This is a genomic window from Herbiconiux sp. SALV-R1, from assembly GCF_013113715.1.
Classification (GTDB): domain Bacteria; phylum Actinomycetota; class Actinomycetes; order Actinomycetales; family Microbacteriaceae; genus Herbiconiux.
On record NZ_CP053344.1, the window covers coordinates 2,147,697 to 2,162,957 of the forward strand.

13 protein-coding genes are annotated in these 15,261 nt (G+C 71.1%); 2 read left to right on the top strand and 11 right to left on the bottom strand.

Annotated features, from left to right (window positions below; translation table 11 throughout):
- The first annotated feature begins 38 nt into the window (after positions 1-38).
- A complete protein-coding gene (gene greA / locus HL652_RS10315; RefSeq protein ID WP_171705243.1) occupies positions 39-524 on the top strand; it encodes a transcription elongation factor GreA in 486 nt (161 codons plus the stop codon).
- A 598-nt stretch (positions 525-1,122) separates the two neighbouring features.
- Here the strand turns inward: greA and ilvA are convergent.
- Genes ilvA through HL652_RS10345 form a run of 6 tightly spaced genes read right to left on the bottom strand, consistent with a single transcriptional unit; the run spans position 1,123 to position 7,830 of the window.
- The gene (gene ilvA, locus HL652_RS10320) at positions 1,123-2,388 is read right to left on the bottom strand and encodes a threonine ammonia-lyase (RefSeq protein WP_171705244.1); all 1,266 of its coding nucleotides are present in this window, start codon (positions 2,386-2,388) and stop codon (positions 1,123-1,125) included.
- Positions 2,381-3,673 carry an AI-2E family transporter gene (locus tag HL652_RS10325; protein ID WP_171705245.1) on the bottom strand — a complete coding sequence of 431 codons (1,293 nt, stop codon included), beginning with the start codon at positions 3,671-3,673 and terminating at the stop codon, positions 2,381-2,383. The genes ilvA and HL652_RS10325 overlap by 8 nt, the downstream gene beginning before the upstream one ends.
- Before the next feature lie 53 nt (positions 3,674-3,726).
- Positions 3,727-4,887, bottom strand: a complete 1,161-nt coding sequence (locus HL652_RS10330) for an ABC transporter ATP-binding protein (protein ID WP_171705246.1) — start codon at positions 4,885-4,887, stop codon at positions 3,727-3,729.
- Entirely contained in the window at positions 4,884-5,777 is an 894-nt protein-coding gene (locus HL652_RS10335) for an ABC transporter permease (RefSeq protein WP_253743781.1), read from the bottom strand. The genes HL652_RS10330 and HL652_RS10335 overlap by 4 nt, the downstream gene beginning before the upstream one ends.
- Positions 5,774-6,694 (bottom strand): ABC transporter permease, encoded by a 921-nt coding sequence (locus HL652_RS10340; protein ID WP_371743631.1) that lies wholly within the window; start codon positions 6,692-6,694, stop codon positions 5,774-5,776. Before HL652_RS10340 ends, HL652_RS10335 begins: the two co-directional genes overlap by 4 nt.
- Positions 6,691-7,830 (bottom strand): ABC transporter substrate-binding protein, encoded by a 1,140-nt coding sequence (locus tag HL652_RS10345; RefSeq protein ID WP_171705248.1) that lies wholly within the window; start codon positions 7,828-7,830, stop codon positions 6,691-6,693. The genes HL652_RS10340 and HL652_RS10345 overlap by 4 nt, the downstream gene beginning before the upstream one ends.
- 224 nt (positions 7,831-8,054) lie before the next feature.
- Between HL652_RS10345 and HL652_RS10350 the strand changes: the two genes are divergently transcribed.
- A complete protein-coding gene (locus tag HL652_RS10350) occupies positions 8,055-9,242 on the top strand; it encodes a winged helix-turn-helix domain-containing protein (protein ID WP_171707287.1) in 1,188 nt (395 codons plus the stop codon).
- Positions 9,243-9,678: 436 nt separating this feature from the next.
- Here the strand turns inward: HL652_RS10350 and HL652_RS10355 are convergent, their stop codons facing one another.
- The 5 genes from HL652_RS10355 to HL652_RS10375 form a co-directional block, all read right to left on the bottom strand.
- A complete protein-coding gene (locus HL652_RS10355) occupies positions 9,679-10,551 on the bottom strand; it encodes a M48 family metallopeptidase (RefSeq protein WP_171705249.1) in 873 nt (290 codons plus the stop codon).
- 26 nt (positions 10,552-10,577) lie between these two features.
- Positions 10,578-11,144 carry a LemA family protein gene (locus HL652_RS10360; RefSeq protein WP_171705250.1) on the bottom strand — a complete coding sequence of 189 codons (567 nt, stop codon included), beginning with the start codon at positions 11,142-11,144 and terminating at the stop codon, positions 10,578-10,580.
- A 76-nt stretch (positions 11,145-11,220) separates the two neighbouring features.
- Positions 11,221-12,696: a glycoside hydrolase family 1 protein gene (locus tag HL652_RS10365; RefSeq protein ID WP_371743632.1), complete on the bottom strand. Its 1,476-nt coding sequence runs from the start codon at positions 12,694-12,696 to the stop codon at positions 11,221-11,223.
- Positions 12,696-14,009 (bottom strand): D-arabinono-1,4-lactone oxidase, encoded by a 1,314-nt coding sequence (locus tag HL652_RS10370; protein WP_171705251.1) that lies wholly within the window; start codon positions 14,007-14,009, stop codon positions 12,696-12,698. Before HL652_RS10370 ends, HL652_RS10365 begins: the two co-directional genes overlap by 1 nt.
- Complete coding sequence (locus HL652_RS10375; RefSeq protein WP_253743866.1) at positions 14,006-15,259, bottom strand: alanine racemase; 1,254 nt, start codon at positions 15,257-15,259, stop codon at positions 14,006-14,008. Before HL652_RS10375 ends, HL652_RS10370 begins: the two co-directional genes overlap by 4 nt.
- Positions 15,260-15,261: the final 2 nt, after the last annotated feature.

A 15,261-nucleotide genomic window follows, 5' to 3' on the forward strand; every position in this document is an offset into this window, starting at 1 on the left:
TTCGGCCTGGGCGCACGTGTGTTCGAGGGAGAAGTCCGATGTCCGATGGCACCGTCACCTGGCTCACCCAGGAGGCCTACGACCGCCTCGCGAACGAGCTCGAAGAGCTGAGCGGCCCGGCCCGCATCGAGATCGCCAAGCGCATCGAGCAGGCGCGCGAAGAAGGCGACCTCAAGGAGAACGGCGGCTACCACGCCGCGAAGGACGAGCAGGGCAAGATCGAGGCGCGCATCCGTCAGCTCACGCAGCTGCTGCGCACCGCCGAGGTGGGCGAGACTCCTGAGAGCCACGGCGTGGTCGAGCCCGGAGTCGTCGTGACCGCGCTGGTGGCGGGCGGCGAGGAGAAGTTCCTCCTCGGCAGCCGCGAGATCGCCGGCAACACCGACCTCGATGTCTACAGCGAGCAGAGCCCGCTCGGCGCCGCCATCCTCGGCCTCAAGATCGGCGAGAAGACCACCTACCAGGCCCCCAACGGCCGCGACATCACCGTCGAGATCACCGACGTCGCCACCTTCACCGGCTGACCCGCCGGCCCGCCGGGCGGGTCAATTGGCGCATCCACAGCCTCTCACTCAGCGGCAGAGGATCTCCCCGTCCGGCCCTGGCCAAGCCGAGCACCAGTCGAAGTTGTAGTAGTACTTCAAGAAGAACGCGTCTGAATCCGTCACTTGAGATCCGTCGCGCTTGGAGAACGCCCAGTATTCGGAACCCGTAACTTGGTAACCCGCGTAATAGTCCAATGGTCCGCCCGGGCCCCACGGGCCCCAACCACCTCCGCCGGTTCCGTTGCCCAAGGGACCCGTCTGGCACCCCCCGTAGGGCGACTCGACGCAGGCAGGAGGGTCGGTCGTCTCGGCGTGGGCGGCTGCGGGCGCCAGGACGAGGGCGAAGGCGGATAGGGCGGCCGCGGTCACAGCGGCCATTCTGATTCGGATCATGCAGTGACGATAAGAACGTCGAGAGCGGGTATGACCCGAGTATTTTCTGCTCACGCGGAGAGGCACGGTGCGCGGGCACCGGCTGACCCGCCGGGGCCCCGCGCGCTAGGTGCGGGGCGACGCAACGGGGCGCGCGGCCCGGCTGCGACCCTCGCGCGCTAGGCGCGAGGCGCGGGCACCGCCGCTACTGCTCGATGCGGAGTTCGAAGCCGGCGTCGCGGAGTTTGGCGATGACCTGGTCGCGGTGTTCGGGGCCGCGGGTCTCGATGTGCAGCTCGAGCTCGACCTGGCTGATCTGCAGGCCCTTGCCGTGGCGGGTGTGCAGCACCTCCACGACGTTGGCGTTCGCCTCGGCGACGAGCTCGGCCGTGCGCGCCAGCTGGCCGGGGCGGTCGGGCAGCATGATGCGCAGCTTCAGGTAGCGGTCTGACGCCGCGAGGCCGTGGCTGATGACGCGCTGCATGAGCAGCGGATCGATGTTGCCGCCCGAGAGCACCACGACAGCGGTGCCGGCGTCGACGATCTTGCCCGAGAGCATCGCCGCGACGCCCACCGCACCGGCGGGCTCGACGACCTGTTTGGCGCGCTCGAGCAGCAGCAGCAGCGCCCGGGCGGTGTCGGCCTCCGACACCGTGACGACCTCGTCGACGAGCTCGGTGATGATGTCGAAGTTGAGCAGGCCCGGCTTCGACACGTGGATGCCGTCGGCGATGGTGGGGCTCGTCGTGATCTCGACAGGCTCCCCCGCCGCGAGCGAGGGCGGGTAGGCGGCGGCGTTCGCCGCCTGCACCCCGATGACCCGCACGGTGCGCCCGGTCTGCGCCGCGCGCTGCTTCACCGCACTCGCGATACCGGAGATGAGACCGCCGCCTCCGATGGGGACCACGATGGTGTCGGCATCCGGAACCTGGTCGAGGATCTCGAGCCCGAGCGTCGCCTGCCCCGTCACGACGTCGATGTGGTCGAACGGAGGGATGACCACGGCGCCGGTCGCCGCGGCGAACTCCGCTGCCGCCCGCAGCGCCTCCTCGACCGAGTGGCCGCGCAGGATGACGTCGGCGCCGTAGTTGCGCGTCGCCTGCAGCTTCGGCAGCGGTACGCCGATGGGCATGAAGATGGTCGCCTTGATGCCGAGCTCGCGCGCCGCGAACGCCACACCCTGCGCGTGGTTGCCCGCCGACGCGGCCACGACTCCGCGCGCCTTCTCGTCGTCGCTGAGGCTCGAGATGCGGTTGTAGGCGCCGCGGATCTTGTACGACCCCGTGCGCTGCAGGTTCTCGCACTTCATGTACACCGGCGAGCCGATGATCTCGGCGAGAAAACGCGAGCTCTCCATGGGCGTGACCTGCGCCACGCGCCCCACGCGCTCGCGCGCCGACTCGATGTCGGCGAGCAGCGGAGCCGCGGAGACGGCGGTGGTGACGCGGCGCGAGAAGTCGGTGTCAGTCATGCGGGGAGGGTTCTTTCTGCGGGGGTGTCGACAGAGCGGGACGATCGGATGCGCGCCACGCTCCCCCGGCGACGTAGGCGATCATGACGTTGAGGGTGGCGACCAGCGGCACCGCGAAGAAGGCCCCGGCGATGCCGGCCACCATCGAGCCGCCGGCGACGGCGAGCACGACGGCGAGAGGGTGCACCTTCACGGCCGTGCCCATGACGAAGGGCTGCAGCACGTGGCCCTCGAGCTGCTGCACGAGCAGCACGACGCCGAGCATGATGAGCGCGATGACCCAGCCGTTGTAGACCAGCGCGATGAACACCGCGACGGCACCGGTGACCACGGCTCCGATGATGGGGATGAACGAGCCGAGGAACACGAGCACGCCGATGGGGATCGCGAGCGGCACACCCAGGATGGCGGCGCCCACGGCGATGCCCACCGCGTCGACCGACGCGACGAGGATCTGCACCTTCACGAAGTTCTGCAGCGTGCGCCAGCCGGCCCGGCCCGCCCCGTCGGTGGCCGCGCGGGCCTTGCGCGGGAAGAGCTTGACGAGCCACGACCAGATGCGCTCACCGTCGATGAGGATGAAGAGGGTCGAGAACAGCACCAGCAGCACGCCGGCCAGCACGTGGCCGATGCTCGAGCCGACCGCTGCGGCGCCGGAGAGGAGGCTTTGGCTGTCTTGCTGGATGGTCTGCCAGATCTGCGCCACGTAGGAGTTGAAGTCGTCTTCGGAGACCTGCAGCGGCGACTGGGCCAGGAAGGCCTTGAGGTCGTTGTAGGAGGCGACCGTCTGGTTCTTCAGGTCGTCGAAGCCCGACGACACCTGGGTGGCGACGAGGAAGACTAGACCGGCGACCACCACGAGCGTGCTCAGCTCGGCCACCGTGACCGCGAGCCACTTCGGCCAGTGGTGCCGCACCAGGAAGTTCTTGAACGGCACCAGGAGCGCCGAGAGCACCACGGCCAGCATGAGCGGGATGACCAGGAACCGCAGTTGCACGATGAGGAAGCCGAACACCGCGAGGGCTCCGACGAGCACCAGGATGCGCCACGACCAGGCCCCGGCGATCTGCATGCCCATCGGCACCGAGTCGAGCGCCGTGCGCGAGGCGAGCTCGACGGGCGGCGCGGGCCGCGCGACGCGCGGGGCGGGCTCGGCACGCGGGGCCGATGCGGGGCGCGGAGACGTCGGCGGCGGGGTGGGAGCGCCCTGCTCGGCGGCGCTCTCGGCGCGCGCCGAGAACAGGCGCTTCAGCAGGCCACGGCGCGGTCGACCGGTCTCGGACATGAGCCAATTGTAAGAGCGTGCGTATGCGCCCGCCCGCATGTGCGCCGAGAACGTCAGCCGGCGCGACGTTCGACGGCGACCGGCGCTCCCGCGAAGGTGAGCACGAGCCGGTCGTCGACCGCCGGGGCGAAGCCGGCGGCGTGCTGCACTGAGACCACCGTCCCGTCTTCCAGCGCCACGGAGGTGCGGCGGTAAGAGCCGAGGAAGCTCGTCGCCACGACCTCCACCGGCAGCCCGTCGCCCGAGTGCGAGCCCGCCCCGGAGGCCGCGACCGCCCCGTCCCCCGCGACCGCCCCGGCCTCCGCGACCGCCAGCCCAAGGTCTTCGGGCCGCACGAACGCGACGACCTCGCCGTCGGGCGTCGACGCGTCGATGAGCGGCAGCCGCACGCCGTCGAGCTCGACCGCACCGCCCGAGACGACACCGGGGAGCCGGTTGGTCTGCCCCACGAACTCGGCGACGAACGGCGTGGCCGCCCGCCCGTACAGCACCTCGGGAGCCCCGATCTGCTCGATGCGCCCGGCCCGCATCACGGCGACCCGGTCGGCGACCGCGAGGGCCTCTTCCTGGTCGTGCGTGACGAACACCGTCGTGATGCCGAACTCGCGCTGGATGCGCCGGATCTCGTCGCGCAACTGCACCCGCACCCGCGCGTCGAGCGCCGAGAGCGGCTCGTCGAGCAGCAGCACCCGGGGCTCGGTGACGAGCGCGCGGGCGAGCGCGACGCGCTGCTGCTGCCCGCCGGAGAGCTCGTGGGCGTAGCGGGTGCCCATGCCGCCGAGGCCCACCATCTCCAACGCGGCAGCCGCGCGGTCGCGACGTTCCTTCGGGGCGACCTTGCGCATCCGGAGCCCGAACTCCACGTTCGACTGCGCCGTCATGTGAGGGAACAGCGAGTACGACTGGAACACCATGCCGATGTCGCGGCGCCGAGCGGGCACGCCCGAGACATCGCGCCCGTCGACGAGCACCTCGCCCGCCGTCGCCGTCTCCAGGCCCGCGAGCACACGGAGCGCGGTGGTCTTGCCGCAGCCGCTCGGGCCGAGCAGGGCCACGAACTCGCCGGGTTCGATGACGAGGTCGATGCCGTCGAGGCCGCGGTGTCCGCCCGGGAACTCCTTCTCGATGCCGCGCAGCTCTACCCGCGAGCCGGTGGCGGCGGGGGTGGTGGAGGCGGGGGCCGAGGTGTCGGGGCGGTCGATCGAGATCGTCATGCTCTCGCTTTCTGTGAGGAGGTGGGGATGCGGCCGCGGCGACTCGCCGACGCGTCACGGCGCCTGGCCGACGGGCCACGCCTCGATGAGGGGCCGGGACCGCGGGCACCGATGAAGCCGATGGCGAGCAGCAGCACGAACGCGAACACGAGCGCCAGCACCGCGAAGATGATCGACACGAACGGATCGGCCTTGCTCACGATGACGAGCGCCGTCTGCAGGTTCACCCGGTTGAGCAGCGCGGCGATGGTGTACTCGCCGAGCACCACGGCCACCGAGATGAACGACGCGGCGAGAAGTCCGCGCCGGATGTTGGGCACCACGACCCGCAGCAGGATGGTGGGCCAGCCCGCACCGAGCGTGCGCGCCGCCTCGCTGAGCGTGACCACGTCGACGGCCTGCAGGTTGGTCTGGATGGCGCGGTAGGCGTAGGGCAGCACGATGACGCCGTAGGCGAAGGCGAGCGGCCACACCCCCGAGCCGAACAGGCGCGCCACCACCGAGTAGACCGGCGCGAGCCCCACCACGAGCACGATGGCCGGGATCGTGATGGGCAGCAGGCAGACGAACTCGAGCATGCGCTGCAGCTGGGGGAAACGGATGCGCACCAGCACCATCGTGGGCACCAGCAGCACCAGCATGATCGCCACCGTGACCACGGCGAGCAGCAGCGAGTTGGTGAGCCCGGTGAGGATCGGCTTGTACTCCCCCGTCAGCCCCGTGCTGAACACCGCGGCCCATCGGCTGAGGTCGTAACCGCCCTCGAGGCCCCGCCGCATGGTGAACTCGAGCATCGCGACGATCGGCACCAGGAAGAGCCCGCCGATGACGGCGACGATCAGCCAGCGGGTGACGCGGCTCGGCCCCGGGTGCACCGACCCGGCGCTCACCGCTGCCACCTCGCGGCACGTCGCATGAGCAGGGAGTAGAGGGCCATCACGACCACCATCACGACGATCATGCCGAGGGCGAGCGCCCCGGCGAGGTTCTCGCGCCCGAGCACGGTCTCACTGGTGAGCGCGCCGCGGATCTGCAGCGGCACGATCTGCGATCCCTGGCTGGTGAGCGCCGCCGCCGTCGCGAACGACGAGAACGCGTTGGCGAACAGCAGCAGCAGGCAGCCCACGAAGGAGGGCAGCAGCACCGGGGCGCCGATGTAGCGCCAGTAGCCCGCGCCGCTGCCGCCGAGCATCGCGTTGGCCTCGGCCCACTGCGGTTTCAGCCCCTCGAGGGCGGGCAGGAAGGTGATGATCATGAGCGGAACCTGGAAGTAGATGTAGGGCAGGATGAGCCCGGGCGCCTCGTAGAGCCAGACGCCATTCGCGAAGATGTCGATGCCCACCGTGTCGCGCAGGAAGATCGTGATCATGCCCTGGATGCCGATGGTCGCCACGAAGGCGAAGGCGAGCATCACGCCGCCGAACTGGGCGAGCACGCCGCTCGCCGCATCCACCACCGAGCGCAGGATGCCGGTGGGCTTGGCGCCGATGAGCGCGTAGCAGAATAGGGCGCCCAGCACGGCACCGACCGCCGCGGTGAGGGCGGAGAGCCAGAGCGAGTTGCCGAAGGTGCTGAGGATGACCGGGTCGCCGAGGGCGGCGATGTTGTCGAGGGTGAACGCGCCGTCTCCGTCGACGAACCCGGTGACCAGGGCGATCACCGTGGGCAGCGCGAGGAACAGCACGATGTAGGCGGTGAAGGGCACGAGCCCCAGCATGCTGCCGTTCAGGAGCGTGCGGGCCCGCGCCCGGGAGCCCCGGGCAGGCGCGGTGGCCTGCCCGGGGCTCAGGGCGACGGTGTCGGTCACTGGACGGCGGCCGCCCACGTCGTGCCGAGCAGCTCGGCCGCGGCGGCGGCCTGGTCGGCGTCGGGCACGACGGTCTCGCCGTCGATCACGGGAAGCGCGTTGTAGAGCTCCTCGTCAATGGTGCCGGCCTCGGCCATGGCCTCGGCGCGCACCGGGCGGGCGCCGCCCGCGAGCCAGAGGTTCTGCGCCTCGTCGCTGTAGAGGAACTCCTGCCAGAGGCGCGCGGCGGCGGGGTGCGGCGCGTCGACGTTCACGGCCTGGTTGTAGTAGCCGGCGTAGCCGGTGCCGGGGAGCACCGTCACCTCCCAGTTGCGCTGACCCTCGAGGTCGGTGCCGTAGCCCACGTTGAGGTAGTCCCAGTCGAGCACGACGGGGGTCTCGCCCGAGGCGATGGTGGCGGGGGTCGGGTCGATCTTCAGGAAGTTGCCCGCCTTGTTGAGCTCGGAGAAGAAGTCGATGCCGGGCTGGAAGTCGTCGACCGACCCGCCGTTCTGCACGGCCGCCATGCCGACCGCGGCGAACGCGGCGCCGGCCTGGGTCGGGTCGCCGTTGATGGCGACCTTGCCCTTGTAGGCGTCGCCCAGCAGGTCTTTCAGGCTCGTGGGCTCGGGAACGGCGTCGGGGTCGTAGCCGATGGCCATGTAGCCGCCGTAGTCGCCCACCCAGAGGCCCGACTGCTCCTTGAGCGCATCCGGGATGTCGTCCCAGGTCGCCACCTGGTAGGGCGCGAACTGGTCGGTGTTGGCGAGCGCCACGGCGGCGCCCACGTCGAAGACGTCGGGGGCGGTGTCCTGGCCGGCGAGGCTCTGCGCGGCCTGGATCTCCTCGGCGCTCGACGCGTCGGGGGTGGCCTCGTTGATGGTGATCTCGGGGTACTTCTCGGCGAAGGCGTCGAGCACGGCGCCGTAGTTCGCCCAGTCGCGCGGCAGCGCGATGACGTTGAGGGCGCCCTCGGCCTTGGCGGCCTCCTCGAGCCCGGCGAGGCCGCCGAAGGCCTCGAGGTTCGTGGCGGTGGCGGCGTCGACGCCGGAGGCGCCGGTCGAGGATGCGGTGGCGTCTGACGAGCATCCGCCGAGTGCGAGGGCAAGGGCTGCGGCGACGGCGGTACCGGCGATCGCGAGGCGCTTGGTGTGCAAGGGAGTTCCTCCATCGTGCGGCCCGTGGCCGCCCGCGCTGTGTGCGGGCTGTTCTGTGCCGTCGGGCCGACTCCTGCACGGTAGGGGCGGCGGGAGACGCGTCGCCGACGGGGCTGTGAACCGCGGATGAACGACCGGTGTCTGCGGTGGCCGGCCCGCGCATCCGTTCGCTGCCGGTGCCGATGTCGCTGCCGGTGTCGGTGGCGCTCGGTAGGCTCGCCTCGATGGTCGAGACGATTTCTCCCGCGCTGGCGCGGCGTGTGGCACTGGCGGCGCAGGGCTTCGGCAGGGTTCCGGATGCACGGCCCGGCACCCGGCAGTTCAACCTGCTGTTGAGGCGGCTGGGGTTGCTGCAGATCGACTCGGTGAACGTGTACGAACGCAGCCACTACCAGCCGGTGTTCGCCCGGCTAGGCGGGTACGACAAGGCGCTGCTCGATCGGCTCACCTACGGCAAGGGTGTGACGGAGTACTGGGCGCACGAAGCATCCTTCCTCCCCGTCGAGACGCTTCCGCTGATGGACTGGCGGAAGGCCCACTACCGGGAGTGGTACCGCACGCATCCGGAGTCGTGGGGCGCCTCGAACGAGAAGACGATCGAGTGGCTGCGGGCCGAGCTCGCCGAGAAGGGCCCGCTGCGGGCGAGCGAGATCGAGCACGAGTCGAACGTGCGGCAGGGCCCGTGGTGGGGCTGGTCAGACGTGAAGCGCGGGCTCGAGACGATGTTCCGGCAGGGTGACGTGGTGTCGGCGGGGCGCACGCGCTTCGAACGCGTCTACGCGCTGCCCGAGCAGGTGCTGCCGGCCGAGGTGCTGAACGCCTCGGTGTCGCGCGACGACGCGATCGCCGAGCTGATGTCGATCTCGGCCCGGGCGCACGGCATCGGCACGCTCACCGACCTCGCCGACTACTTCCGGCTGAAGCGGGTCGACGCGCAGCCCGCCATCGACCGGCTCGTCGAGTCGGGTGAGCTGCTGCCCGTCACGGTGCCGGGCTGGGGGAAGCCCGCCTGGCTGCACCGCGACGCCCGCCTCCCCCGGCGGCTGGAGGCGGCGGCGCTGCTGTCGCCGTTCGACCCCGTCGTGTGGGAGCGGGCGCGAGCCCTCCGACTGTTCGACTTCCACTACCGCATCGAGATCTACACGCCCGCGCCCAAGCGCGTCTTCGGCTACTACGTGCTGCCCGTGCTGATCGACGACCGCATCCCCGCCCGCCTCGACCTCAAGAGCGACCGCCAGGCCGGCGTGCTCCGCGTGCAGTCCGCCTGGGCCGAACCGGGCCTCGTGCCCGACGACATCCCCCGCATCGCCGACCTCCTCCGCTCCGCCGCCGCGTGGCAGGGCCTTCCCGGCGACATCCTCGTCGCCGACCGCGGCACCCTCGCCCCGGCGCTCCGCGCCGAGCTGAGCTGAGCTGGCTGCGAGGCGCTGGCTGCGGCCGGGGCCGTGCTGCGCGCGGCTCCGGCCGGTCGCGCCGGTCCTCGCCCGGCGCGACGCGACATGTGAGTGCGCGGTCGCTGACGCGGCCACGCACTCACCTTGGGTCGTCGACAAGGGCCTGTTGCGTTGAACCCCGTCCCTCGCGCTCGCTCCCGAGCGCCGGGGAGTTAGTCGCGCAAATGGTCGCCATTCCTCGATCTGGGAGCACTTTCTGCGACTAACGTGCGCTGTGGCCCACCCGAGATGGCCGCGCGGGGGCCGGAACGGGGATGAAGGCTGCGGGCCGCTCCCAGACGACCCAGGGTGAGTGCGTGGCCGCGTCAGCGACCGCGTGCTCACATGCCGCGGCGCGCCGCAGAAGCGGCGGCGCGCCCCGGCGGAGCCGCGCACAGCACGGCCCCGCCGGCAGCTAGAACGAGCCGCCCATTTTGTGGAGGCGTTCTACGCGGTCGGGGATGGGTGGGTGGGTGCTGAAGAGGCGGTCGATGATGCCGGGCTTGTTGGGGTCGGCGATCCACATGTGCGACATGGAGGTCGACTGGCGCTGCATGGGGCGGCCGTACGCGGCGAGCTTCTCGAGGGCGCTGGCGAGGGCTTCGGGGTGGCGGGTGGTGAGGGCGCCGGTGGCGTCGGCGAGGTACTCGCGCTGGCGGGAGACGGCGAGCTGCACGACGGTGGCGACGAGCGGCGCCACCAGGATGGCGACGAGTCCGAAGACCATGACGATCGGGTTGGAGTTGTTGTTGTTGCGGCCGAAGAACGCCATGCGCAGGAACATGTCGGCGATGAAGCCGACGGCGACGACGAGCCCGAACACGATCATCGACACCCGGATGTCGTAGTTGCGCACGTGCCCGATCTCGTGGGCCATGACGCCCTCGAGCTCCGCGTCGTCCATGATGGCGAGCAGTCCCGTCGTGGCGGCGACCACAGCGTGCTCGGGGTCGCGCCCCGTGGCGAAGGCGTTCGGCGCGGGGTCGTCGATGATGTAGACCTTCGGCATCGGCGTGCCGGTGGTGATGGAGAGGTTCTCGACCACCCGGTACAGCCTCGGGTTGTCGCGCTTCTCGATCTGCCGGGCGCCGCTCATCGCGAGCGCCTGACCTGAGGCCGCGAAGTACTGGATGAGCGCGTAGCCGATCGACACCACGACCGTGATGATGACGATCGACAGGTTGCCGTAGATGTAGCTGGCCAGGTACCCGAGCCCGCCGATGATGACGAGGAACAGGATGATGATGAAGACCGTGTTGCGCTTGTTCTTCGCTATAGCGGAATACATGGAACCCTAGTCAGGCGGGCGACGCGTCAGAACTGCACGCGCGGCGGCTCGGCGATGGCCGCGACGTCGGACACCTCGAAGAACTCGCGCTCGGAGAAGCCGAGCTGGCGCGCGAAGACGTTGTTCGGGAAGACCTTGATCTTGGTGTTGAGCTCGCGCACACCGCCGTTGTAGAACCGGCGTGACGCCTGCACCTTGTCTTCGGTGTCGACGATCTCGGCCTGCAGCTGCAGGAAGTTCTGGCTGGCCTGGAGCTGCGGGTAGGCTTCGGCGACCGCGAAGATCGACTTCAGCGCGTTCTGCATGTGGTTCTCGGCGACGGATGCTTCGGCCGGCCCCTGCGCGGAGAGCGTCTCGGCACGCGCCTTGGTGACGTTCTCGAACACGGCCTTCTCGTGCGCCGCGTAGCCCTTCACCGATTCGATGAGGTTGGGCAGCAGGTCGGCACGACGCTTCAGCTGAACGGTGATGTCGCTCCAGGCCTCGTCGACACGCACGTTCAGCGTGACCAGCGAGTTGTAGGTCGCCCAGAGGTAGATGCCGATGATCGCAACGATCACGACGACGATGATTACCGGGATCAGCCATTCCATGGCTCAACTATATCGAGTGACGCTCACGCGGTCACGAGCCGCGGGCAGCCTCACAGCAAGCGGCTCTCGACACCTGTCAGCGCGACTCGGCGAGCAGCCGCACCCAGCGGTAGGAGTCTTTCGGGGTGCGGGTGAAGTCGCCGAAGTCGACGTGCACGAGACCGAACCGCTGGCTGTATCCGGCCGCCCACTCGAAGTTGTCGAGCAGCGACCACACGTAGTAGCCGACGACCTCGAGCGAGGAGGCCGAGGAGCCCGAACCCGCCGCCCCCACGAGCGCCTCGAGGTGCCGCGCCAGGTAGTCGATGCGCGACCCGTCGTGCACCTGCGCCTCACCGGTCTCCGGATGCAGTTCCACCGCATCCGGAAAGCTCGCCCCGTTCTCGGTGACGATCACGGGCGGCAGCAGCGAGCCGTAGCGCTCCCCCAGCTCCGCGAGCGCCGTGGCGAAGAACTCGGGCGCGATCGGCCAGCCGAAGCCGGTCCGCGGGTACTCGGGCCAGTCGGCGAGGTGGAACGGCAGCGACGCCATGGCCGACGAGGCACCGTCGGGGGTCGCCGCCGAGCCTGACCCGGCGGCGATTCGCGTCGGCATGTAGTAGTTGAGGCCGTAGAAGTCGAGCGGCTGGGCGATGAGCGCGAGGTCGGCCGGGTCGACCTCGGCGAGCGCCGTGAACAGCGCCTCGAAGCCCTCGGGCGGCTGCGGGTAGTGCCCGAGCAGCACCGGGTCGGCGAAGACCCGGTTGTGCAGCACGTCGAAGAGCGCCGCGAAGACCCCGTCGGCCTCGGCCGAGGGTCCGGAGTCGGTGGCGGGCACGACGGGCGAGTGCACGTTCACGATGCCGACCCCGCCGCGCACCCCCGCGGCCCGGAGCGCCTGCACCCCGAGGCCGTGGGCGAGGAGCTGGTGGTGCGCCGCCGGCAGCGCGTTGAACAGCCGCGCGGCTCCCGGGGCGTGCAATCCCAGCGCGTAGCCCTCGAGAGTGACCGTCGCCGGCTCGTTGATCGTCGCCCACTGGGTCACCCGGTCGCCGAAGCGCTCCCCCATCGCGTGCGCGAAGTCGCCGAAGCGCAGCGCGGTGTCGCGCGCGAACCAGCCGCCGGCGAGCGCCGCGGGCGTGTCCCAGTGGTAGAGGGTGGCGAGCGAGCGGATGCCCGCGGTCTCGAGCTCGTCGAGCAGCCGCTCGTAGAAGTCGACGCCCTCCCGGCGCAGCGCGCCCTTGCCCTCGGGCTGCAGCCGCGGCCAGGCAAAGGAGAAGCGGTAGGAGTCGACGCCGAGGTCGCGCATGAGCGCGACGTCTTCGGGCACCCGATGGTAGTGGTCGGTGGCCCGATCGGCCGTGGCACCGCCCAGGATCCGGCCGGGCTGGGCGGTGAAGGCGTCCCACGCCGACTCGCCGCGCCCGCCCTCGCGGGTGGCCCCCTCGATCTGGAACGCGCTGGTGGCGACACCCAGGGTGAACCCCTCGGGCAGCCTCGCCCCGAGGTCGCGAGCCCGTTCGCGCCGTTCTTCGGGGCTCATCGCGCCGGGGCGCGCATCCGTGCCCGCCATCAGGCGCCCAGCACGCGGTCGAGGTAGTCGTTGGCGAACAGCCGTTCGGGGTCGAGCCTGTCGCGCAGCGCGACGAAGTCGCCGTGGCGCGGGTAGAGGGCGGCGAGCGCCGCCGCGTCTCGGGTGTGGAGCTTGCCCCAGTGCGGCCGGCCTGCGTGCGTCGTCATGATCTCCTCGACTGCTTCGAAGTACTCCTCGTGATTCTCCCTGAAGTAGCGGTGCACCGCGATGTAGCCGCTGGGTCTGCCCGAGGCGGTGGAGAGCCAGAGGTCGTCGGCGGCGGCGAAGCGCACCTCGACGGGGAACGAGATGCGCCAGCCGCGCGACTCGATGAGCCGGTCGACCTCGGCGAGCGCCTGCGGCACCCGGGCGGCCGGCAGCGCGTACTCCATCTCGCGGAACCGCACGGTGCGCTTGGTGGCGAACACCCGGTGCGACGCGTCGGAGAAGGCGCGGTCGCCCCACAGCCGCTCGGCGAGCGCGTTCACGGCGGGCACGATGGCGGGCGCCACCGAACCCGCGGCACAGGTCACCCGGTACACCCCGTTGGCCATGAAGGTGTCGTCGACGAAGCTGCGCAGCGGATGCAGCGGCCGGGTGGGCGAGGCGGAGTCGCGCCGGGTGTTGGTCTTGGTGACCGCGGTGCGCGTGCCCGGGAACCAGTAGAACTCGAAGTGGTCGCAGCCGTCGACGTGGGTGTCGAGCTCGGCCAGCACACCGTCGAGCGGCAGCGGCTTCTCCACCGCCTCGAGCACGAACGCGGGAACGCACTGCAGGGTGACCTCGACCAGGATTCCGAGCGCACCGAGCCCGAGCGCCACGGCGGGCAGCAGTTCGGGTTCGTGCTCCTCGTCGACCGTGAGCAGCTCGCCGTCGGCGGTGACCAGGGTGGCCCCCACGACCTGCGTGGAGATGCCGCCGAACCGCGCGCCGGTGCCGTGGGTTCCGGTCGAGATGGCTCCGGCGATCGACTGCCGGTCGATGTCGCCCATGTTGGTGAGCGCGAGGCCGTGGGGCTTCAGCAGCGCGGGCAGCTGGAACAGGCGGGTGCCGGCGAGCAGCGTCACCCGCGCCCGCTCGCGGTCGACGGTCACGATGCCGCTCAGTTCGTCGAGGTCGAGCAGCACGCCGGTGGCGACGGCGATCCCGGTGAAGCTGTGGCCCGCGCCCACCGCCTTGATGCGAGTGCCGGAGCGAGCCGCCCCCTTCACCGCGCGCTGCACGGCGCCGATCGTGGCGGGCCGTTCGACGCGCTCGGGCTTCACCCGCTGGGTGCGCGCCCAGTTGCGCCAGGTTCCGTTGAGGGCGGTCACAGGAACGCCTTCCCTTCTCCTCGGTAGGTGGGCACCACGTCGACGACCTCGCCGCCGCGCACCACGTGGAACCCGTTCACGTGCTCGGAGAGCTCGCCCGACTTGGTGTGCCGCAGCCACACCCGATCGCCGACGGCGAGGGCTGCCGCGCCCCGCCCCGACAGCGGGGTCTGCACCTCCCCCGCCATCTCGCGCGCCTGCATGCGGGTGTGCCGCGGCCAGACCACCTCGGGCAGCCGGTCGGGGCCGGGTGGGCCGGATGCGATCCACCCGCCCCCGAGGAGCGTCGCCATCTGAGGGGTGGGCTTGCGCACCACCGGCAGAGCGAAGGCCGCCGCCGGCGCGGGCCGGAAGCGCGAGTAGGTGTCGAAGAGGTGGCCGCCGAAGAGGCCGCTTCCGGCCGCGATCTCGGTGACGGAGGGGTCGCGCGAGGTCGACTCGAGCGACCCCGTGCCGCCGCCGTTGACGAACTCGAGCGGCGCGATGCGGCGCACGGCCGCGACCGCGGCCCCGCGCCGCTCGGCGAGTTCAGCGGCGGAAGCGCGCTGCATCCGCTCGATGACGCGCCCCATCACGGCGCCCTTGAGCGTGCCGCGGCCCGGGCGGTCGCCCACGCCGGCGATCTGCGACTCGTACGCCATCATGCCCACCAGCGCGTAGCCCGGGCGGGCGACCACGGCGCGCGCGAGCGCCTCGGCCTGCTCGGCGGTCGAGACGGGCGACCGCCACACACCCAGCCGGCCGAGTGCGGGCGCCGTGAACGCGGCGTCGAGCTCGAGGGCGACCCGGACGGGCGCAGCGCGGTGTGACGCCGGGGCGGCGAGGTCGATCAGATCGAGCTGCTCGACAGAGTCGATCATGAGCGTCACCCGCGCGAGCAGCCGGTCGTCGGCGGCGAGGCGGGCGATCGCGTCACGGTCGACGCTCGGGTAGCCGACCACCACGTCGTCGACGGTCTCGGCGAGCCAGAGCGCTTCGGGGAGGGTGTAGGCGAGAACCCCCGCGTACCCCGGGAGCGCGAGCAGAGCATCCTGCACCGCCCGCACCCTGATCGACTTGCTGGCCACCCGGATTGGGCGCCCGCCCGCCCGCCGCAGCATTGAGAGCGCGTTGTGCGCCATGGCCTCAGCACCGATGACGGCGAGCGGCGGGTCGAGTCGCGCCGTCGCCTCGGTGAGCGCGCGCCAGTAGCGCTGCTCGTCGCGCCAGAGCTCGGGCGCCGCCTCCGCCGCCTCGAGGTCGATCGTGATGG

Coding starts and splice junctions, on each gene's coding strand:
- HL652_RS10325 (WP_171705245.1), bottom strand. CDS start 3,673: ATGTCCGAGACCGGTCGACCGCGCCGTGGCCTGCTGAAGCGCCTGTTC.
- HL652_RS10360 (WP_171705250.1), bottom strand. CDS start 11,144: ATGGAATGGCTGATCCCGGTAATCATCGTCGTCGTGATCGTTGCGATC.
- ilvA (WP_171705244.1), bottom strand. CDS start 2,388: ATGACTGACACCGACTTCTCGCGCCGCGTCACCACCGCCGTCTCCGCG.
- HL652_RS10355 (WP_171705249.1), bottom strand. CDS start 10,551: ATGTATTCCGCTATAGCGAAGAACAAGCGCAACACGGTCTTCATCATC.
- HL652_RS10350 (WP_171707287.1), top strand. CDS start 8,055: ATGGTCGAGACGATTTCTCCCGCGCTGGCGCGGCGTGTGGCACTGGCG.
- greA (WP_171705243.1), top strand. CDS start 39: ATGTCCGATGGCACCGTCACCTGGCTCACCCAGGAGGCCTACGACCGC.
- HL652_RS10365 (WP_371743632.1), bottom strand. CDS start 12,696: ATGGCGGGCACGGATGCGCGCCCCGGCGCGATGAGCCCCGAAGAACGG.
- HL652_RS10330 (WP_171705246.1), bottom strand. CDS start 4,887: ATGACGATCTCGATCGACCGCCCCGACACCTCGGCCCCCGCCTCCACC.